Annotated in this window: 13 protein-coding genes; 6 read left to right on the top strand and 7 right to left on the bottom strand. The window is 67.6% G+C overall.

Annotated elements, in window-relative coordinates; all coding sequences use genetic code 11:
- Positions 1–155: 155 nt before the first annotated feature.
- Positions 156–2573, bottom strand: coding sequence for a fatty acid cis/trans isomerase (locus tag JWQ90_RS10180; protein WP_299693051.1), 2418 nt, complete (start codon positions 2571–2573; stop codon positions 156–158).
- Between the two features lie 122 nt (positions 2574–2695).
- Positions 2696–4531, bottom strand: coding sequence for a GspE/PulE family protein (locus tag JWQ90_RS10175; RefSeq protein WP_299693048.1), 1836 nt, complete (start codon positions 4529–4531; stop codon positions 2696–2698).
- 46 nt (positions 4532–4577) lie between these two features.
- Between JWQ90_RS10175 and JWQ90_RS10170 the strand changes: the two genes are divergently transcribed.
- The 3 genes from JWQ90_RS10170 to JWQ90_RS10160 all read left to right on the top strand — a co-directional run bounded on the left by JWQ90_RS10170 (position 4578) and on the right by JWQ90_RS10160 (position 6622).
- The gene (locus tag JWQ90_RS10170) at positions 4578–5126 is read left to right on the top strand and encodes a protease complex subunit PrcB family protein (RefSeq protein ID WP_299693045.1); all 549 of its coding nucleotides are present in this window, start codon (positions 4578–4580) and stop codon (positions 5124–5126) included.
- On the top strand, positions 5123–5602 hold the full coding sequence (locus JWQ90_RS10165; RefSeq protein ID WP_299693042.1) for a nuclear transport factor 2 family protein: 480 nt from the start codon (positions 5123–5125) through the stop codon (positions 5600–5602). Before JWQ90_RS10170 ends, JWQ90_RS10165 begins: the two co-directional genes overlap by 4 nt.
- A 117-nt stretch (positions 5603–5719) precedes the next feature.
- Positions 5720–6622, top strand: coding sequence for an acyltransferase (locus tag JWQ90_RS10160; protein WP_299693039.1), 903 nt, complete (start codon positions 5720–5722; stop codon positions 6620–6622).
- 109 nt (positions 6623–6731) lie between these two features.
- Here JWQ90_RS10160 and JWQ90_RS10155 read toward each other — a convergent pair whose 3' ends face one another.
- On the bottom strand, positions 6732–7202 hold the full coding sequence (locus JWQ90_RS10155; RefSeq protein ID WP_366919491.1) for a hotdog fold domain-containing protein: 471 nt from the start codon (positions 7200–7202) through the stop codon (positions 6732–6734).
- A gap of 174 nt (positions 7203–7376) precedes the next feature.
- Between JWQ90_RS10155 and JWQ90_RS10150 the strand changes: the two genes are divergently transcribed.
- Positions 7377–7646: a hypothetical protein gene (locus JWQ90_RS10150; RefSeq protein WP_299693035.1), complete on the top strand. Its 270-nt coding sequence runs from the start codon at positions 7377–7379 to the stop codon at positions 7644–7646.
- 95 nt (positions 7647–7741) lie between these two features.
- On the opposite strand, the gene JWQ90_RS10145 is transcribed toward JWQ90_RS10150, so the two are convergent.
- The gene (locus JWQ90_RS10145; protein WP_299693033.1) at positions 7742–8317 is read right to left on the bottom strand and encodes an ACP phosphodiesterase; all 576 of its coding nucleotides are present in this window, start codon (positions 8315–8317) and stop codon (positions 7742–7744) included.
- Between the two features lie 117 nt (positions 8318–8434).
- Positions 8435–9682 (bottom strand): MFS transporter, encoded by a 1248-nt coding sequence (locus JWQ90_RS10140; protein ID WP_299693031.1) that lies wholly within the window; start codon positions 9680–9682, stop codon positions 8435–8437.
- Between the two features lie 209 nt (positions 9683–9891).
- On the opposite strand from JWQ90_RS10140, the gene bcsA reads away from it, so the two are divergent.
- Complete coding sequence (gene bcsA / locus JWQ90_RS10135; protein ID WP_299693028.1) at positions 9892–12366, top strand: UDP-forming cellulose synthase catalytic subunit; 2475 nt, start codon at positions 9892–9894, stop codon at positions 12364–12366.
- Entirely contained in the window at positions 12366–13943 is a 1578-nt protein-coding gene (gene bcsG, locus JWQ90_RS10130) for a cellulose biosynthesis protein BcsG (RefSeq protein WP_299693025.1), read from the top strand. The genes bcsA and bcsG overlap by 1 nt, the downstream gene beginning before the upstream one ends.
- 133 nt (positions 13944–14076) lie before the next feature.
- On the opposite strand, the gene JWQ90_RS10125 is transcribed toward bcsG, so the two are convergent.
- Positions 14077–17709 carry a cellulose biosynthesis protein BcsC gene (locus JWQ90_RS10125; protein ID WP_299693022.1) on the bottom strand — a complete coding sequence of 1211 codons (3633 nt, stop codon included), beginning with the start codon at positions 17707–17709 and terminating at the stop codon, positions 14077–14079.
- Positions 17706–19973: a cellulose biosynthesis cyclic di-GMP-binding regulatory protein BcsB gene (gene bcsB / locus JWQ90_RS10120; RefSeq protein ID WP_299693019.1), complete on the bottom strand. Its 2268-nt coding sequence runs from the start codon at positions 19971–19973 to the stop codon at positions 17706–17708. Before bcsB ends, JWQ90_RS10125 begins: the two co-directional genes overlap by 4 nt.
- Positions 19974–20050 lie beyond the last annotated feature (77 nt).

Raw genomic sequence — 20050 nt, 5'->3', positions numbered from 1 at the left:
TAAGGACTCAGACAGCGTTGGAGACATTCAGTTGCGGTTCGGCGAAGAAAGTTGCGCCGCCGTAGGTCGGCAATCCCTTGCCGACGTGAGGCCTCGATTACATATCGGGTGTGCACGTCGGCAAGGGATTGCCGACCTACGGCGACGGGCAGAACTCACAGGTTCTCGTAACGGTTCATGTCGAGAATGCCGGCTTCAAGCGGGTCCTGCTCGCGCTGGTAGCTCGTGAAGTCGTGGAAGATCGCCCAGAAGTCCGGGTGGGTGCGGCGTATGCCCCAATGGTCGACCACCGCGCTCAGGTCCTCGTCCTGCTTTACCGCCTGCATCGCGTCGACGAAAGCCCCCAGTTCCTCGGCCGGCACGTCGAAGATGAAGTTCGGATAGCTGCCGAGCACTCCCGGCAGCACGGTCAGCGTGTCCTGCTCCGGCACCAGCCGGCGATCCTCGCCGAGGATAAAGGCGACATTGGTGTGCGCGCGGTTGTGCACCAGCGTGTAGGCCAGGCGCTGGCCGCCGGCGCCTTGCACGCGCAGCAGCGTGACTTCCGGCAGCAGGCGCGCCACCGGCAGCGCGCTGGCCGGTTTGGCGGCCAGCGCGCGCAGGCTCTGGTTCGCCTCGTGCACCAGCGCGCTCTCCTTGGGCAGGCTGCAGTCGCCGCCGGCGCAGCGGTTGAGCAGGTCGGGCGGGCCGGCAACGCGCTGCAGCCTGGCCAGGATCTTCTGAGCGAACTCGTTCTTCGGATCTTGGGTCTTGTAGACGATGCGTGTCGGCGACTTCGTGTCGATATCGACGTAGGTGGTGAACAGCGCGAGCCGGCCGAGATCCTGGTACCAGTCGTCGAGCAGCGGCTTGCGCGACTTCGGCGGCAGGAACTGCAGGAAGGTTTCCTCGGCGCCGTTGCGGATCAGGTCGAAATACATGCGCGTTTTGATCTGGTGCGCGACGTTGCCGAACACATTGAAGTTCACCACCAGCTGGTAATACGAGCGCTCCAGCAGCGGATAGTCCATCACCCAGATCGTCTGCGGTACCGCGCCGAGCAGGCCGCGGCGCACCGAGGCGTTGTCGTAATGGCGGAAGATCGTCAGCAGCGCGTCGTGATTGTGGCCGTCGCCGTCCCAGATGTCGGACAGGGCGGGGCCGCGCGGCGCCACCTTGGCATAGTGCTGCTGCTTGAGCCGCGCGTACTCGTTGCGGTCGTGCTTGAACGCTTCCCAGTCCGGGCCCAGGGTCAGCAGCTTGCTGTCCTCGCCCGGCAGGCCGAGCAGCGGGCTGGCCCGCTTGCGGTAGGCCTCGTCATTGACGTAGGAATCCGAGCCCGGAGCGACGAACATCGTCCAGAACTGGTCGTTGATCACGTTGGTCGCGTCTGCGCCGGCGCAGACCGGGCCGCGGATGAAGCTGCGCACGAAATATTCGGCGTTGTCGAGCATGAACTGGTAACGCGCGGCAGCCGGAATCGCCGCGAACGTCAGGAACGGATTTGCGCGCTCGGCCTTGCCGTAAGCCGGCAGCGCGCCGGCCGCCCAGGGCGCGGCGAAGAACAGCTCGTCGTAGCGCTGGCGGCGTGCATCGCTCAGCGAATAGATGATGTGGGTTTTCTCGAGGACGGTGTCGGTCAGTATCCGGAAGCGGTAGTAGAACGGCGCGCCCTCGGGGCTGGGGTCGTCGTTCGGCGAGACCGTGGCGATCGGCTCCACAGTCTCGCCGCCCGGCGTGCGCGAGCGCAGCAGCTCGAAGAAATGCGGCGCCTTGCCGTCGGCCGATTCGCTCTCGAAGTAGATGTGCGCGATGAACAGATGCTCGTACAGATAGCGCGCCACCAGACGTTCGCGCGGGCCGGCGCGGTTCAGATAGGTTTCCCAGTCGCCGATCGCCTTGATCTCGGCCGCATCGGCCTTCAGCGGCGAGGGCTCGACCACCGCGCCCTGGGCGAGCCAGGTGTTGATCGTGTCGAATTCCTGGTCGGTCAATCCGCCGACCGCCAGCGGCATGCCCTCGTTCGGATGCCTGGATGTGAACTTGTCGAACTCCGCTATCGTCGGGCATTCGTTGGCGCGCGCAAAGCCGGTCTGGATGCTGTCCGGGATGCGGCCGTTGGCCGGCCAGGAATGCGATTTGCCGAGCGCGATCATGTTGCCGAGCAGCGAGGCCTGCAGTACCGGGATCTTGTCGTCGGCCGTCGAAGTCTTTTCGGGTTTCGGCGAATACAGCGCCGAATAAAAGCCTTTTTGGCGCCAGCCTTCGACGGTCTGGGCGTCGAGGCCGAGCCGCGTCGGCGGCAGCTTGTCGAGCCGCACGCCGTCGTAGACCTGGGCCTTGCTGGCGCCGCGCAGCACGCCGTCGTCGCTGGTCAGCTTGAGCTGGCAGGGTGCGTCGTAGCAGCCGTGGCAGGCCGCGCACTTGTTGTCGAAGATCGGCTGGATGTCGGCCTGGTAGTGGTCGGTCTGCGCGACCGCGACCGGCGGCGCGACGTTGACGTTCGGCGGCAGCGTGGCGCAGGCGAACAGCACCGCTGCCAGCAGGCTGGTGACGGCGAGCGAGACCGCACGCCGGGAAGTGGGGATACGCATTTATGGTCTGACGTCGTAACCGAAGCGCAATCCTAGCCCGTAGGTTGGGGTGAGCGCAGCGAACCCCAACATCGGCGCCAACTAACGTTGGGGTTCGCTGCGCTCACCCCAACCTACGACTACTACGTCGTGGGCGCCAGCTCCGGTGCGTCCGGTGAGCAGCGCAGCACTTCGTCGATCGTGGTGATGCCGGCGGCGACCTTGTCGCTGCCGGCGATGCGCAGCGGCGTCATGCCGTCGCGGATCGCGAGTGCGCGCAGATCGCTGGGGTCGGTGCTGGCGGTAATGCCGGCGCGCACGGCCGGGCTCATCTGCAAAATCTCGTAGATGCCGGCGCGGCCAAGAAAGCCGGTTTCGCGGCATTCCAGGCAGCCGGCCGCGGCCTGCGCGTGCTCCGGTGGCGGGCGCTTCCAGCGGCCGATCAGCTCCTGCCAGCGCTCGGCATCAAGCGTGACCGGCTGTTTGCAGTGCGGGCACAGCGTGCGCACCAGGCGCTGCGCGACGACGCCGACCACGGTCGCCTTGATCAGGTACGGCGGCACGCCCAGATCCAGCAGGCGCGTGATCGCGCTGGGTGCGTCGTTGGTGTGCAAGGTCGACAGCACCAGATGGCCGGTCAGCGCGGCCTGGATCGCGTTCTCCGCGGTCTCCAGGTCGCGGATTTCGCCAACCATGATGATGTCCGGATCTTGCCGCAGCAGCGCGCGCACGCCGCTGGCGAAGGTCAGGTCGATGTTGGGCTGCACCTGCATCTGGTTGAAGGCCGGCTCGACCAGCTCGATCGGATCTTCGATGGTGCAGACGTTGACGTCCGGTGTAGCGAGATGTCGCAGTGTCGAATACAGCGTGGTCGTCTTGCCCGAGCCGGTCGGGCCGGTGACCAGGATGATGCCGTTGGCGGCGGCGATCATGTCGCGCCAGATCGCGGCTTCGCTGACCGTCAGACCCAGTTCGTTGAAATCCTTCAGCAGCACTTCGGGGTCGAAGATGCGCATCACCAGCTTCTCGCCGAACGCGGTCGGCAGGCTGGATACGCGCAGCTCGATCTCCTTGCCGCCGGGCGAGCGTGTCTTGATGCGGCCGTCCTGCGGCTTGCGCTTCTCGGCCAGGTCCATCCGCGCCAGGATCTTGATGCGGCTGGTCACCGCCGGCATCACCGAGGCCGGCACCTGGTAGACCTCGTGCAGCACGCCGTCGATGCGGAAGCGGATGTTGCCGCGCTCGCGCCGCGGCTCCAGGTGGATATCGCTGGCGCGCTGCTCGAAGGCGTAGCTCAGCAGCCAGTCGACGATCGCGACCACGTGCTGGTCGTCGGCGGTCAGCTTGCCGGTCTTGCCGAGCTCGGTCAGCTGTTCGAGGTTCTGGATGCTCTGGGCACCCGGCGCCTGTTTGCCGCGCTGCTCGCTGGAGGCTTTCACCGAGCGCGCCAGCGCGTAGAACTCGACGATGTAGCGATCCAGATCGGCGGGGCTGGCGAGCACGCGGCGGATGTCGCGCTTCAGCGCGGGCGCCAGGTCGCGCTCCCAGTCGCGCAGCCAGGGCTCGGCGGTGGCGACGACGATCTCGGTCGGCGTGACCTTGATCGGCAGGATGCGCGCGCGCGCCGCATACGCATACGGGATCAGCTGGGTGACGCGGGCCACGTCCAGCGACAGCGGGTCGATGCGGTGATACGGCAGGCCGGCGTGTGCGGCCAGCCAGTGCACCAGCGCGTCCAGGCTCAGTTTCTGGCCCGGCTGGCTGGCGTTTTCCCAGTCGCACTCGGCGATCACCACCAGCGGATGGCGCCGCTCGCCGCCGCTGCGCGCCAGCAGTTCGGCGCTGCGTTCGCGCGTCGCCAGGCCGTCGGCGACCAGCGCGTCCAGCGTGTCGGCGAGGCCGAGCCGCTGGTCGCGCCGGCCGGCCGGCGCGGCTGCGGGCTCGGCTGCGGCTGCGGCCCAGTTCGGGGACTTGTTCATCGCGTTACGTTAGCATCGCCCACAGATTTCGATGCCCCTTGCCGACATGACCCCAAGAAATACCTGCCTGCCGGTTGTCCTGGCGGTGCTGATGCTGACCTCCGCCTGCTCGTCGTCGAAGAGCTGGGTGCCGGACGTGTCGTTGCCCGACTTCTCCAAATGGTTTTCCAAGGAGAACGAGGTGCTGGTGACCGAGGTCGCCAACAGCAGCCAGTGCAACGCGCCCGACGAGCAGACCCGGATCGCGCTGCTGCCGAGCGCGCAGGCCGCGGCCGACTGGCAGGCGGCGCGCGGTATCCAGCTGCCCGGTGCCGCCGATCTGCCGCCCGGCCGCTATGTCGCGGTGGACCTGGGCTTGCGCACGACGGCCGGCTACGGCCTCGCGGTCAGCCGCCAGGCGGGCCTCAACGACGGCGTGCTGGTGCTGAAGGCGACGAGCTTCGCACCGGCGGTGGATGCGATCAGCGCCCAGGTCATGACCAGCCCCTGCGCGCTGGTGCGGCTGCCGGCGATCGAGTTCAACTCGATGCGGCTGATCGACCAGAGCGGCAAGCTGCGCGGCAGTGCCGCTGGCACCGTCGGCAAAGCCTCGTGAATCGGTCCCATAATCGGCCCGGGCTGCTGAGCGCGCTGCTGGCGCCTTTGCTGGCGCTGACGGTGATATCACCGGCCCGCGCCGACGCGCCGACCACACCGTCCGACACCGTCGAGGCGTTTCACAAGGCACTGCGCCAGGGTGACGGCAAGGCGGCGCTGGCGTTCATGGCGCGCGATATCACCGTGTTCGAGCAGGGCTTCGAGGAAACCTCGCGCGACAGCTGGGGCAGCAAGCAGTTGCCCGACGCCAACCAGTTCGCCAAGCAGACCGAGCGCCGCGTGCTGCGCCGCGAAGCCAGCCAGGACACGAACACCGCCTGCGTGATTTCGACGACGCTGACGACCGGCGACTTCGACGGCCGCAAGCTCGAGCTAGAAGGCACCGAAACGATGCTGCTGCGCCGTGACGGTGATGGATGGAAGATCGCCCACATTCACTGGTCGGCCCACCCGAAAGAAGGCGCGGCGCCGTAGCATCGTTTCGTCTGCGGTTCGTCCTGTAGCGCTCGCTTGGCGAAGCATCACAATCAATATTGGATCGCGGACGCCGAAAGCTCTGGCGGCGCCGTGTCGAGATCGGGGGAGTCGTGCATGTTGAAGTCCGTGTTCACCGTTGCGCGCGGTGCCGTGATGGCCTTGCTGCTGGTGATCAATACCGTGTTCTGGGCGACGCCGGTCTACGTGCTGATTTTCTTCAAGCTGTTCACGCCGGTGGGTTCGCGCGCGCGCGACTGGTTGTCGCGCGGCGCCTCGGCGCTGGCCCAGACCTGGGCGGCGGTCAACACCTGGTTCGTCGACTGCTTTCTGCCGACGCGCTGGGATATCCGCATCGCCGCCGACATCAACGCGCAGGGCCAGTACCTGGTCTGCTCGAATCACCAGAGCTGGAACGACATCGTCGTGCTGATGAAGGCCTTCGGCCGCCGCGCGCCGTTCTTCAAGTTCTTCATCAAGCAGGAGCTGATCTGGGTGCCGGTGCTCGGCCTGGTCTGGTGGGGCCTGGACTACCCGTTCATGAAGCGTTACACGCCGAGTCAGATCAAGAAGAATCCGGCGCTGAAGGGCAAGGACATGGAGACCACGCGCAAGGCCTGCGAGCGTTTCCGCAACCAGCCCGGCCTGGTGCTGAATTTTCTCGAAGGCACGCGCTTCACGCCGGCCAAGCGCGACCGGCAGTCGTCGCCGTATCGCCATCTGCTGCGGCCCAAGGCGGGCGGTTTCGCGTTTGCGCTGGGCGCGTTGGGCGAGCGGCTCAACTCGCTGCTCGACGTCACCATCGTCTATCCCGAGGGTTCGCAGGGCTTGTGGGGTCTGCTGTCGGGGCAGATCGGCAAGGTCGTCGTCGAAGTGCGCCAGCTGACCGTGCCGCACGAGTTCTATGTCGGCAACTACGAAGCCGATTCCGACCACCGCAAGCGGTTTCAGCTGTGGCTGGGCCAGCTGTGGACCGAGAAGGACGCAAGGATCAGCGCGATCCTGGCCGAGCGAACCTGAGCCGAGTAGGTTGGGGTGAGCACAGCGAACCCCACGCATCGGCGCGGCGCTGGCTCTGATCTGGCGGTGATCGTTGGGGTTCGCTGCGCTCACCCCAACCTACCCCAACCTACACACTGGGCGGTTTCGGCGAAACCCACATCCTGATTTCGGCTTTGAATACCGCCTCGCCCGCGGTGTCGTAGATCGTCACCGCGGCCGGTACTTCCTTGCCTTGGTCGTCGTAGTCCGGCGGCGTCGCGAAGCGGGCGACGGCGCGTACGTCGGTCGGCACTTTTTTCAGGTACGACACCGTCATGCCTTTCGGTATCCAGCGATGCGTATCCGGTGGCACGCTGGCTTCGAGCATGATGCCCGCTACCAGTTCGGCCAGGTTGCATAAGGCAATCGCATGCACGGTGCCGAGATGGTTGGTGATCGCGCGATGTTTCTTCACCGTCGCCACGCAATGCCCAGGCGCGAGTTCGACGAACAGCGGGCTGATGCTGGCGAAATACGGCGCCTTCATGCAGACCACGCGGGTGAACAGTCGCGCGCCAAACGGGAGTTTCGACAGTCGCTGCCAGGCGCTGAGGACCATCGGCGCCTTGCGGGCGGCTGGGGTGCGGGATCGGGTCATCGCGGCGCCGTGGCGGTTTTTGAGGCGCGATTCTCAGTCGCCGCGCCGCTTTCCGTACAGGGCCGGCTTGACGGTGGCGGCGTGTCGGCGCGGCATGGCTTCGTTCTTGCTGCCAGCAGCATGCGAGGTGCCTCCATGAACGACAAGCTCGAGTTGGTCAAGCCGCGAAACCGGCTGGCCCCGCATTGGGCCGACCTGCCGGCGATCCTGCCTGCCGCCGCGCTCCAGGCCGGTGCCCTCGGGCTGGTTGCCGGCATGGCCAGCGGCGGCCTGGTCGGCTGGCTGCTATTCGACCGCTTCTGGATCGGCACGCTGGCGGTCGCGATCCCGCTGTCGCTGATCTTTCTGCTGCTGTTCCTGCGCACCGGCCTGATCGACAACGACCAGGGGCCGGATGAGCCGTAGGTCGGCAATCCCTTGCCGACGTGTACGCCCGATATGCAATCGAGGGCTCATGTCGGCAAGGGATTGCCGACCTACGATGACGCTGGTGCGGTCAACTAGCTCGTCGTAAAAGCTTTCGCCGCCGATTCCAGATCGCCGATCAGTGCCGGCAGTTCTTCGCGCAGCGCCGGCGCGTGCTGCTGCCAGCCCTTGCAGGCCTCGAGCATCGGCTCCGGTTTCTTCAGGCGTGCCGCAATGCGCCTCAATGCGAAGTCGATGCCGGTCTCGGTCGCATAACTGCGCAGCAGCGTGGTGAAACCGCTGTGCGTCGGCCGCCGCGGCCATTCGAACAAGGAGCCCGATGCAGCCACCGCGCGTGCGCCGCGACTGCAGAAATCCGCGTACGGCTCGCTGCTGTAGCGCGCCCAGTCGGTGGCGAGAACGTAGTCCCACAGCACGTCGAGAATGATCGGCGCGTAGCGGCGCGGGCCGGGCTCGAAGCGCGCCATCGCGCCCAGCACCAGCGGATGCTGATCGGTGATCGTATCGATGCGCCGATGCAGCCGGATCGAATGCGCGATGGCCGGCGCAAAGCGCGTCATGTCCGGCCCGCGCACGAAGTCGCCGAGGATCGCGCCGGCCATATCGGCGTCGGCGCGATCGGCAAGATAGAGATGGGCGAGGTAGTTCATGCGGACACTGTAGCGTCCCTGGGCAGACAATGATTTCGCAACTGTAGGAGCGGACCTTGTCCGCGATTGAAACTTGCAGAGCACAATCGCGGACAAGGTCCGCTCCTACAGTTCGATCTATAAAGCGAGCGCTGTTCGCGGCCACACCGCGTCGAGCAGGCGCGGCCCCGCACCGCGATCGAGCCGCGCCACCAGCAGCAGGCAGCCCAGCGCCGACAGCAGCGTCGCCAGTGCGAACGTCGGCGCATAACCCGCGGCATCGCCGACGATGCCGCCGGCAAACGCCGCAAGCCCCTGGGTCACGACGATCGCGCAGGCGTAGAGGCTGTAATCGGTGCCGGCGTGTTCGCGCTCGCTGGCGTCCATCATCAGTGTGAACAGCGCCACCGTCGCCATGCCGCCGAACAGATGCTCGGCAAGGCAGGCCGTCCAGATCATCGCGATGCCGCCGACGTGCAGCGCCGCGAGCGCATACGGCGCCAGGCTGATCGTCTGCGTCAGCCCGAAAACCAGCAGCGCGAAACGCCGGCCGAAGCGCCAGGCCGCCCAGCCGCCGGCCGCGGCACCGGCGAGGCCGGCGCTGGAGCCGAGCGTGCCCTTGATCAGCGCGATGCTCTGCTTGCTCAGGCCCCAGTCGCGCATGAACGGGCCGATCAGCGATGCCGCCATCGTGTCGCCGAACTTGTAGCCGGCAATCAGCAGCACGAAGCCGATCACGCCGGGCTGGCGCAGACGCAGCCACCAGCCGCTGACCAGGGTTTTCGCGTTGACTCGCGCAGCGGGCGTTGTCGCTGGAACCCGCAGCCACAGCGCCGGCAGCGAGCACAGCAGCAGCAGCGCCGACATCGCCAAGAACATCGGCCGCCAGCCGAAGCTGGCGTAGACATACAGCAGCAGCCCACCGCCGAGCACCATGCCGATGCGATACGCACCGACCTGGATGCCGTTGGCGAGCCCGCGCTGGCGCTCGTCGAGCAGGCGCACTGCGAGGCTGTCGGTGACCACGTCCTGGATCGATGCGAACACGTTGAACATGAAGAACGCCGCGAACAGCAGCGAGAAGCCGTGCTGCAGATCGACCAGCGTGAGCAGCGCCGCGCCGGCGGCGGTCGCCAGTTGCAGCGGCAGCAACCAAGTGCGCGGCGCGCCGATGCGATCCACCGCCGGGCCCCACAGAAACTTCAAGGTCCAGGGCAGGAACAGCAATGAGGTCAGGCTGATCGCCGTCAGCGACATGCCGGCGTCACGCAGCAGCACCGGCAGCGCCTGGGTGAAGAAGCCGTAAGGGATGCCCTGCGCGACGTAGAGTCCGGTCAGCAGCGTCAGCGTGTACGCGGCCGCTGGTGGCGCGGTGGATGACTTCATGTGTCGATCTTGTAGTTTGCGTAAGCCCAGCCGTTATACCGGTATCGTGTGCGGTCGCGCGCGTTCCGATCGCAGAGTCCCGTAGATGGTTTCACCGACTCGCGTCCGCTCGCGCGGCGTGTTCTAACTATAGGAGCCTATATGGAGGACGGTTTCTGAGCTTTTCGGCGCCCGGCGCAATCACCGCAGTCTCAGTACATCTCGGCGTGGTGGACCGGCGGTCACTGCTCGCCTGGCTGCTGGCGCTGCTGCTGTTGCCGCCGGCGCAGCGGCGCGCCTGGCCGCGCTGGCTGCAATACGCGGCGGCCTGGCTCGCCCGCGCGCTGGCGGTCACCGATCCAGCGCGTCCCGGTGTCTGGATCGAGGCCCTGATCTTCGCCAATCCCGCACTGCGCCTGCCGTCGCGCGCCGCTGAATGGCCGGGCGCGCTGGCCGCTGCGCTGCGCTGGACGTTGGCGCCGCTGCTGCGAGTGGCTGTGGCAGGCCCGAACTGGATCACGCGGCGCCTGGACCGTGTCGACTTCGTTCGCCAGGGCCAGCGCATCGACGGTCTGGCCGACCAGCTGACCCAGCGCTCGCGCTGGCTGCGCGCGGCCTTGCTGCCGGTCGCAGCCGCGCTGCTGCTGGTATCGGCGTCGACGCCGGTGGAGCCGATGCAGCAGTTCCTGTTTCTGTTCCTGTGCTGGAGCACCGCGATGCTGGTGCGGCGCATGCCGGGCGATCTGCCGTCGCTGATCCTGGTCGCGCTGTCGACGCTGGTTTCGGGCCGCTATATCTGGTGGCGGCTGACACAGACGCTGGACGTGGAAGGAACTGCCTCGCAAGTTCTCAGCGCCGGCCTGGTCGCGGCCGAGTGCTACACCTGGACAGTGATGGTACTGGGCTATGTGCAGAGCGCCTGGCCGCTGCGGCGCGCGCCGGCGCTGATGCCGCCGGATATCAGCTCATGGCCGAGCGTGGACATCTTTATCCCGACCTACAACGAGCCGCTGAAAGTGGTGCAGCCGACGGTGCTGGCCGCGCAGTCGATTGACTGGCCCGCCGACAAGCTGAAAATCTATCTGCTCGACGACGGCCGCCGCACGGAGTTCCGCAACTTCGCCGAGCGCGCCGGCGTCGAATACAAGATCCGGCCCGACAACTTTCATGCGAAGGCCGGCAATCTGAACCATGCGCTGCAGCACAGCAGCGGCGACATCATCGCGATCTTCGACTGTGACCATCTGCCGACGCGCTCGTTCCTGCAGATGACCGTGGGCTGGATGCTGCGCGATCGCAACTGCGCGATGCTGCAGACGCCGCACCATTTCTTCTCGCCCGATCCCTTCGAACGCAACCTGCACATGTTCCGACGCGTGCCCAACGAGGGCACGTTGTTCTACGGGCTGATGCAGGACGGCAACGATCTGTGGAACGCGACCTTCTTCTGCGGATCCTGCGCTTTGATCCGCCGCGGACCGCTGATGGAAGTTGGCGGCATCGCCGTCGAGACGGTCACTGAAGACGCGCATACCGCGCTCAAATTGCATCGGCTTGGCTACGGTACCGCGTATCTGAATCTGCGCCAGGCCGCGGGCCTGGCCACCGAATCGCTGTCGGCGCACGTCGGCCAGCGCATCCGCTGGGCGCGCGGCATGGCGCAGATTTTCCGTGTCGATAACCCGCTGTTCGGCCGTGGCCTGCATGCCTTGCAGCGCCTGTGCTATTTCAACGCGATGCTGCATTTCTTCTACGGCCTGCCGCGGCTGGTGTTTCTGACTGCACCGCTGGCGTACCTGTTCTTTGAGATCCACATCATCACCGCACAGGCCGGCATGCTGGCGCTGTACGCGCTGCCGCATTTGGTGCACGCGCAGCTGGCGAACTCGCGGCTGCAGGGGCGTTACCGCCATTCGTTCTGGGCCGAGGCCTACGAGACCGTGCTCGCCTGGTATATCGCCAGGCCAACGCTGTTTGCGCTGATCGCGCCCAAGATCGGCAAGTTCAATGTCACCGCGAAGGGCGGGCTGGTTGAGCGTGAATATTTCGACTGGGAGATCGCCAGACCGTTCCTGGTGCTGGCGACGATCAACCTGGTTGGCCTGGGCGTCGGCCTGCTGCGGCTCACCGTCTGGAACCACAATGAATCCGGCACCGTACTGATGAATCTGGCGTGGACGATCTACAACCTGATCCTGCTCGGCGCGGCGATCGGTGTCTGCCGCGAAGCGCGGCAGATGCGTTCTGAGCATCGCATTCCGCTGCAGGTCGAGGCCGAGCTGCGCTTCGAGGACGGCCACCGCATCCAGTGCCGCACCCGCGACGGCTCGATCAGCGGTCTGAGTATCGAATGCGCGGTGGACGCAGACTTCGAACTCGACACTCCGCTGACCGTGATGCTCGACGGCGGTGACAGGATGCATGGCTTCCCGGCGCGCGTCGTCGGTTGCGGCGACGGCAAGCTCGGCCTGCGCTTCGAGCCCCTGAGCCTGGACCAGGAGCGCAAGCTGATCCAGTGCAGCTTCGCGCGCGCCGATGCCTGGGTCAGCTGGGACGACAAGGCCGCGCCGGACCGGCCGCTGAGCAGCCTGCGCGAGATCGTCAGCTACGGCATCGAGGGCTATCGGCATTTCGTCGGCACCGCGCTGCAGGCACTGCTGGCGCGCTGGCGGCGCGTGCCGGTGATCGCGGCCGGGAATGTCTGATGGGCATCTGGGCCTGGTATTTCTTCGGCAAACTGTATCTCGCCGCGGCCGGCTACATTGGCCTGCACGTGCTGGCGAACCTGGCTTTCGCCGCCGCGCTTGTGCTGCCGTTGCCGCGGCCCTGGATGCGCATCGCGCGCCAGGTCGCCGCGCTGCCGCTGGGCGTCGCGCTGCTGTACTACGATTCCTGGCTGCCATCGATCCAGCGCACGCTGTCGCTGACCGGTAACGTCAAGCAGTTCACGCTGCCGTATCTGGCCGAACTGCTCGGCCGCTTTGTCGATCTGCGGGTGCTGGCGATCCTGATCGCGATCTGCGTGATCGTCGCCATTCTCGGCCGCAAGCTGCGCCTGTCGACCTTCGTGTTCGCCGGCCTGCTGCTGGTGCCGCTGGGCATCAAGCTCGCGGCGCTGGACTGGCATCCGCAGCTTGCGGCGGTCAACGGCGCCGCCGCGGTCACGGCGCCGGTCGCCGCAGCCACACCGGAAATTCTCGAACAGGAACTGCAGGCCTTCTATCGCAAGGAGGAGGCGCGGCGCATCGTGTTCCCGGCTGCCGCCGCCAGCAATGCGGCGCCGTTCGACCTGGTGATCCTGCATATCTGCTCGCTGGCCTGGGACGACATGGACTACGTCGGCGAACGCGAGCATCCGTTCCTGTCGAGCTTCGATTTCCAGCTGCCCAACTTCAACACCGGCGCCAGCTACAGCGGGCCGGCCGCGGCGCGGCTGCTGCAGGCCAGTTGCGGGCAGACGCCGGAAGACCAGCTGTACAAGCCGCGGCCGCCGGAATGCCTGCTGGTCAACGGCCTGCAGAACGCTGGCTTCGAAGCGCAGCTGGCGATGAATCACGACGGCCATTTCGACGATTTTATCGGCCTGCTGAGCCAGCGCGGCGGCCTGCACGCACCGCTGCTGAATCACGACGGCGTCGCCGTGCGCCTGCATGCCTTCGACGGCTCGCCGCTGTACGGCGACTACGACATGCTCGCGCACTGGTGGCAGCAGCGCCTGGCCTCGCCGGCGCCGCAGGTGGCGCTGTACTACAACAGCATCACCATGCACGACGGCAACACCGTCGACGGCGTCAAGCTCGCCTCCGGCAAGCAGAGCTACCGCTACCGGCTCGACCAGCTGTTCGGCGATCTGCAGCGCTTCATTGATCTGGTGCAAAGTTCCGGCCGCCGCGCCGTCGTCGTGCTGGTGCCCGAGCACGGCGCCAATGTCCGCGGCGACCGCATGCAGATAGCCGGACTGCGCGAGATCCCGAGCCCGGCGATATCGCTGGGGCCGACCGCGGTCAGGCTGCTGAACCTGCCGCAGCCGCCGAGTGGCGGACCTCAGCGAATCGAACAGCCGACGGCGCTGTTCGGTCTGGTCAACCTGATCCAGTCGCTGGTTCGCGACAATCCGTTTGCCGCCACCGGCAGTGTCGACCTTGCGCACTACGCTGCCGCGGTTGCACAGACCGAGCCCTCGGTCGCCGAGAACGAGCGCACCGTGGTCATGCGTCACGGCAAGGAATACTGGCTGCGCAGTCCGGACGGCAGCTGGCAGAAGTACGACGCGGCACGGTGATTCGTTTGTCTCCTTCCCCCGCTTGCGGGGGAAGGTTGGGATGGGGGCGAGACGCTAAAGAGTTGTGCCGCGACGAACGCCCCCACCCCGGCCCTCCCCCGCAAGCGGGGGAAGGAGAAATTGCTGGCTCGCCTCAAAAATCCGCATATGGATACAGCATCCGCGGCGGATAGTCCGGTGCTTCGTCGGTAGCTTCAAAGCGATAGCGCAGCACCAGGTAGAACAGGTTCGGCTCGTAGTAGTCAGAGCGGTCGATCGCGGCGCGGGCGCCGGCGCTCCAGTGCGGCGTCAGCTGGTAGCCCAGCGCAGCCGATAGCGAATAGCCGAATCCGCCGCCGTTGCCGCCGTCGTAGTACGGCGCGTCGTAGCCGGAAGGCAGCGGCGAACTCAGTGCCGCGGTCTGCAGCGCGGCGTCGTCGGGATAGAACGGTTCGCGGTCTTCATGGCTCCAGCTGTAGGACGGCGAGGCGCGCAGCTGGTAGCTCCAGCGATCGACGCGGCCGCGCCAGTCCAGCGGCGCCGACAGCGACAGGTAGGACTGCGGGCTGTAGTAGCCGCCATGGCCGAAGCTGTAATAGCGAAGATTGTGCTGGTAGTGCCAGTAGCTGGCGGCGAGGCCGGCGTAGAGCGTGTCGCCGGGCTGGTCGCGTAGTTTCCAGTCGCCGGCGAGCCGCAGTTTGAGACTAGCGTTGTCGGCGACGTTCTCGCCGCGATAGCGATCCAGCCCGAGGCTGGCGAAGAGTCCGAGCCGGCCGTTTTGTTGGTCGAGCTGCGCATGAGCGCCGGCGGCGCGTACGCCGCCCCAGATGCGGCCGCTGGCCGGATCGCGCGCGCCGGCATATGACAACAGGCTGCTGGTGACCGCGCGCTGCGAAACCTCGACGCGCAGATCGCTGCCGCCGAGCCGGCCGTCGTAGCGCAGGCCGCCGAGCAGATAGTTCACCGGAAACGCGGTCGGGGTATGGCCGATGTCGGCTCGCCAGTGCTCGGTTTCCAGGCCTACGCCTAGCGCCACGCCGCTGGCCTGGATGTCGACACCGTCCGCAAACGCGGCGAGTGCTGCAGGGCCGGCCGCCTGCACGCTGCCGAAGACCGCGGCGTGGTCGTAGTCCGCCGGCAAGCGGCCGGCGGACAGGCGCAGCATGTCGGCGCGCGCGAACAGCTGGCCCCAATAGCCCAGTGGAACGCGCAACTCGGCCGGCAGTTCGACGTGATCGAGATTCGAGATGCCGGCGCTGCCGGCCTTGTGCTCGACGATCGCGCCGATGGCGGCACTGCCGGGCCGCGCTGCGTCGAGCGATGCCAGCCGGAACTGGGCGGTTTTGCCGGCCTCGCTGTCGGGCGCTGCCCGCTTCTGCTCCGTGTACAGCTGCGCGGCCTGGTCGGGCAGCCCCAGCGCGCGGTACTCGGCGGCGAGGTCTAGACGCAGATCCGCGTCCGCTGCCGGCGTCGCCTGTGCCAGCGCATCGATTTCGCGCCGGGCTGCGCGGCTGCGGCCGGCTTTGCGCAGCGCGCGCGCGTAGTCCAGCTGCAGCGAGGCGTCCTGCGGTGTTTGTGCGTGCAGCTCGGCGTAGCGCTGTGCGGCTTCGTCGCTGCGGCCGGCGGCCAGCAGCAGTTCGGCCTGTTGGAGTCGGATGCGGCGATCGTCGGGCAGCCGCGCGCGGGCTTGTTCCAGAGCTTGCAGTGCGGCGTCGGTCTGGCCGCTACTCGCCTGCGCCGCAGCCTTGCGACGGGCGAGGCCGGTTTCGAGGTTGGCGTAGAGGCTGCTCTGATCGGCGTCGGCGATCGGCAGGCCGCGCAGCGGCGACAGCGCCTTGTCGACAGCCGTATCGTCGTGCAGGTCGGCAGCGAGATCGGCCCAGGACAGGCGCGGTTCGATCGCCGGTGCCGGCGCTGCGTCAGCGGCGGCACGCATCCAGGCCAGTGCGATGTCACCGCGGCCGAGTGTGGCCGCGCTGCCGGCCACCTCCGCCAGCAGTTGCGGATCGTCGGCCGCGATGGCGCGCGCCTGTTGCAGGCTCGCCAGCGCATTGGCGGTGTCGCCGGCTGCCGTCAGGCGCGCTGCGTCGCGGCGCAGCGGCGCGATCTGCAGCTGGTTCCCGAGCCGCCGCATCGCCGGCGTGCGCTGGTCTTCGGGTACAGAGAGCAAGGCGCTCATCGCAGCCGATTCGTCGCCGGCCTGCCACAGCAGCAGCGCCTGGGCGTGGCGCGTATCGGCGTCACGTGGCGCCGTGCGCGCCAGCTTGTCCATCAGCATCGTGGCATCGCTGCTGTTGCCGGCCTGGAGCCGCAGCCTGGCCAGGCGATACGCCAGCCAGGGATCGCGCGGCGACAGCGGCTGCGCCCGTTCCAGCCGGTCGCGCGCCAGCGCCGGCTGCTGCTGCGCCAGCGCGGCTTCGGCATCGTCGGCCAGCAGTTCGGCTTCGAGGCTGTCGAGCGTGGCCGGCGGCGGCGCTCCGGCATGCCGCGCCGCGACGAGCGCCGCCTCGGCCTGATCGCGGCGGCCGCTGGCGGCCCACAGCCGCAGCCGATCCATGAAGGCGGTGGCGTTGCCGGCGTCGAGCGTCAGCACCTGCTCGTAGAGCGCTTCGGCGGTCGCGGTGTCGCCGGTCTGCGCCAGCTGGCGCGCGGCCAGGCTGACGCGATAGAAGTTGCCGGTTTCGAAGCCGGCCGCGGCTTCCTGCAAGGCTTCTGCTTTCGGCAGCTCGCTGCGCGACTGTGCGGCCAGCGCGGCGTCGTGCCAGCGCGCGATCGCGATCTCGCGAGGAGAAGGCTGCGGTGGTGGTGGAGGCGGAGGCGAAGGAGGAGCTGCTGCGACGATCACCGCCGGCGGTGCCGCGCGAGCCGGCGACGGTTCGTGCTCGCTGCGAGCTTCCATTTCCGCGGCGCCGGGTTTCGGTCTTGGTTTCGGCGTCGCGGCCGCCTGCGTGGGCGCCAGCGTTTCGGCCGGCTTGTCGCGTTGCGCCGCCGCCGCGGCGCCGGTTTGGCTTTTGACTGCCAGCAGTTGCAGCGCCTTGCTGTCGTTCGGTACCAGGACCAGGTAACGCCGGATGCGGGCGACGGTGTCGGCGCCGGCCGGCAGGTCGTCGAGGCCGTTCAGCCACAGCTCGCGCGCATCCCATTCGGACACATCGGGCTGCTGTGCCAGCACCTCGATCTGGTCGAGCGCGGCGACGCGGGTCTGCGGCTGGCGCAGCAGATGGCGCGCCAGCGCCAGCCGGTAGCGCGGGTCGTCGGGATGCTCGCGGATCAGGCGCTCGTAGCCAGTACGCGCCTCGGCCCAGCGCGCGTCGTCGAGCGCGATGCCGCGGCAGTACTCGATGCCCAACTCGCCGTGCGGCGCGCCCTGCGGAAATATTTGTTTGAGCAGCTCGAGCACCGCTGCGCGCTGACCGCCCTGACGCAGCTTCCTCAGCGTCGCCAGCTGGATCCGATCGACCGTGGCCGCGCGTAGCGCCTGATCCAATTCTTCAGTCTGGAAGGCCCCGGGATGCTGCTGGCGCAGGCTTGCCAGCAGCGCCTCGGCACGCGGATAGCGTGCCGAGACGATCTCCAGCAGCCCCAGCTGCAGCAGGCCTTCGGCGTCGTCGGGACGCGCACGCAGCATCTTTTCCAGCGCGGAGCGCGCCAGATCGGCGCGGCCTTTCACCTGCCAGATGCGGGCGCTGCGCAACAGTTCGGGTTCGGTCGCGGCCGACGGCTGTGCCTGCGCCATGCCGGCCGCCAGCAGCAGCGCGAGCAGCAGTGCGATGCGTGCCCGTCTCACCTGCGGGCTAGACGGCGTTCGGCGACGCGGCGCAAGGCCCAGCGCAGCCAGAAAGCGGCCAGCAGTGCAGCCAGCACGGCAGCGCCGGCCAACAGCGGCAGGTGCTGCGAGAACAGCCACCACAGCCCGCTCCAGAACGGCAGGTGTCCCAGCGAATAGTGGTTGCCACTGTCGTAGGACTCGACGTGGCCGTCGCGCAGGATGACGACGTCGCCATGCATCAGTGCAACCACCCCCGGGTCGCCCAGCGCCTTCCAGACCAGGCTCTGATGCTCGCGTGACGAGGCCACCACGGCGACCGCACTGCGGCCACTGCGCAGCGGTGATTCGAAACCGATCAGCGCCGCCAGCGGCCCTTCGCCCTGGGCCGCCAGCCGCCATGCGGAAGGATTGCGCTCGGCGCCGCGGCGGGGGCGGTGCTCCCAAAGCGTGTCGGCGCGGCTGGCCAGGCTGGACAGGACCGATAGCTCGTGGTGCATTCCGTCGATCACGCCGGGCAGGGTCTTGTTCCAGGTGTGCAGCAGGCTGCCGCCAAGGCCACCGCCAATGATCAGCAGATCGCGGTCGCGGACTGTGTCGAGCTGGTCTTCGCGGACCCAGGCAGCGGCGGTCGCGGCGAGCCCGGTTGCGCGGCCCATCAGTCCCATCAGCGCCAGCGCCGCTTCGATGTCGTCCGCGGTCTCCGCGCGCGGCAATACGAGCGCGGTCTGCGACAGATCGGCATAGCGGGTGAACGGATAGCCGGCGTTGGCGAAGCGCTCCAGGTTTGGCATTTCCACGTAGTGCGGGATGCCGGTGAGGTCCAGCGTGGACTCGGGATCGATCGCCGAACGCACCAGATCCATGCCGGAGTCGCGGCAGGGGCCGGGGCGGTGGTAGTCGACGGCGAAGCGGAACTGCAGCTGGTTGATCGGCTGCAGCTGGAACGGCGGTATCAGCAGCTCGCGTTCAGACTTCGCGTCCTGGCCGTCGCCCAGATCGAGCACCGATTTCTCGGCGACCGGGCGCAACCGGAACGAGCGCACCAACTGCTCGTTCATGGTGACCGTCAGCATCGAGTTGTCGTCCTGGGTCGGCGGCGTATAGCGGTAGATCAGCTTCAGCGGCACGCCCTTGAGGTTCCAGTAGAACAGGTCGGGCGGCAGATGCAGATCGAGTGCTATCGGCATCGGCGCGTGGCCGCTTGCCTGCAGCGCCAAGGGATCATTGATCAGGCTGCCGAGCTTTACCGGCACGTCGGTGCGCGCCCAGCGCGGCGCATCGTCGACCTGGCGCGGTGGCAGCGGCTCGAAGTGCTCGATCGTGGCCACGGCACCCGTCAATGCCGACTGGCCGCTGGCCAGCGCGGCGGCGGCGGTCAGCAACTGCGCGTCGTCGCGTCCCTGGATCACCAGCAGGCGCGCAGCGGAACCGTCGGGATGCGCCAGCACGCGTAGCGTCGGCTGGCTCACCGCCGGCAGCGACAGCCCGGCCGGATGATCGGCATTGGTGGCGAACACCACCGCGTGAGTTGCGTCCGGCAGACGGTCGATCAGCACCGGGAATTCGGCGCCGCGATAGTCCGCCAGAGCGCCGAACCAGGAGGCGACGATGCCGCCGGCCTTGAGCAGGTCCAGCGAGCGGTTGCCGGCGAACACGAACGGCAGGTTCAGGCGGCGCACGTCGCGAGGGTCGAAGAACGGCACTGGCAGCGTCGCCAGGTCTGGCGTCAGCGGCAGCCGGTGCAGGCGCAGTTCCAGCCGGCTTTTGCCGCTGATCGAGGCCCACAGGCTGGTGTGCAGCGGATCTTCGCAGTCGGTGGTGTAGTGGCCGATCAGCTGGACCGTGAGCTGGTTGTAGTCGGTGAAATAGCCGGGGTCCAGCGCGACCTCGCGGCTCACCTCGGTGCCGCTGGCCTCGCGGCTCAGAGGAACAGCGGACAGGGTTTCGCCGTTGAGCCGGATTTTCAGATGCGACAGCTCCGGCAGCAAGGCCGGTGAGGCGGTGTAGCGCAGCTGCAGTTTGGCGCCGACGACGCTCTGGTCCAGGCGCAGGCCCAGCGGCCAGGTGTAGAGGCCATCGACACCGCGGATTTCCTCGGCCGCATGGCCGCCCAGCTCCTGCAGCTGGAACGAGACGGTCTGCTCGTCGTCGGCCTTGGCCGGCGCTGTCGGCGCCACGTCCTGCGCGCTGGCTCCGGCAGCGCAGAAAGCGCAGCACAGGAACACCAGCCCGCGCAGACGATTTCGCGCGGGCACCGGTGTGCTGCTGTTGAAGCTGCTCATCTACGGCTCTCTCCTGACCGCTGCGCGCCGCGTTGCGCGCCACTCCCCCATTTTTATGGGCGGTAACTTACTGACCG

It is taken from the genome of Hydrocarboniphaga sp. (assembly GCF_028291725.1).
Classification (GTDB): Bacteria; Pseudomonadota; Gammaproteobacteria; order Nevskiales; family Nevskiaceae; genus Hydrocarboniphaga.
Note: the sequence above shows the minus strand (reverse complement) of the source record. Positions and strands in the feature narration are given on the sequence as shown.

Coding starts and splice junctions, on each gene's coding strand:
- JWQ90_RS10155 (WP_366919491.1), bottom strand. CDS start 7,202: ATGGTCCTCAGCGCCTGGCAGCGACTGTCGAAACTCCCGTTTGGCGCG.
- JWQ90_RS10140 (WP_299693031.1), bottom strand. CDS start 9,682: ATGAAGTCATCCACCGCGCCACCAGCGGCCGCGTACACGCTGACGCTG.
- JWQ90_RS10180 (WP_299693051.1), bottom strand. CDS start 2,573: ATGCGTATCCCCACTTCCCGGCGTGCGGTCTCGCTCGCCGTCACCAGC.
- JWQ90_RS10170 (WP_299693045.1), top strand. CDS start 4,578: ATGACCCCAAGAAATACCTGCCTGCCGGTTGTCCTGGCGGTGCTGATG.
- JWQ90_RS10175 (WP_299693048.1), bottom strand. CDS start 4,531: ATGAACAAGTCCCCGAACTGGGCCGCAGCCGCAGCCGAGCCCGCAGCC.
- JWQ90_RS10150 (WP_299693035.1), top strand. CDS start 7,377: ATGAACGACAAGCTCGAGTTGGTCAAGCCGCGAAACCGGCTGGCCCCG.
- JWQ90_RS10145 (WP_299693033.1), bottom strand. CDS start 8,317: ATGAACTACCTCGCCCATCTCTATCTTGCCGATCGCGCCGACGCCGAT.
- JWQ90_RS10160 (WP_299693039.1), top strand. CDS start 5,720: ATGTTGAAGTCCGTGTTCACCGTTGCGCGCGGTGCCGTGATGGCCTTG.
- bcsB (WP_299693019.1), bottom strand. CDS start 19,973: ATGAGCAGCTTCAACAGCAGCACACCGGTGCCCGCGCGAAATCGTCTG.
- bcsG (WP_299693025.1), top strand. CDS start 12,366: ATGGGCATCTGGGCCTGGTATTTCTTCGGCAAACTGTATCTCGCCGCG.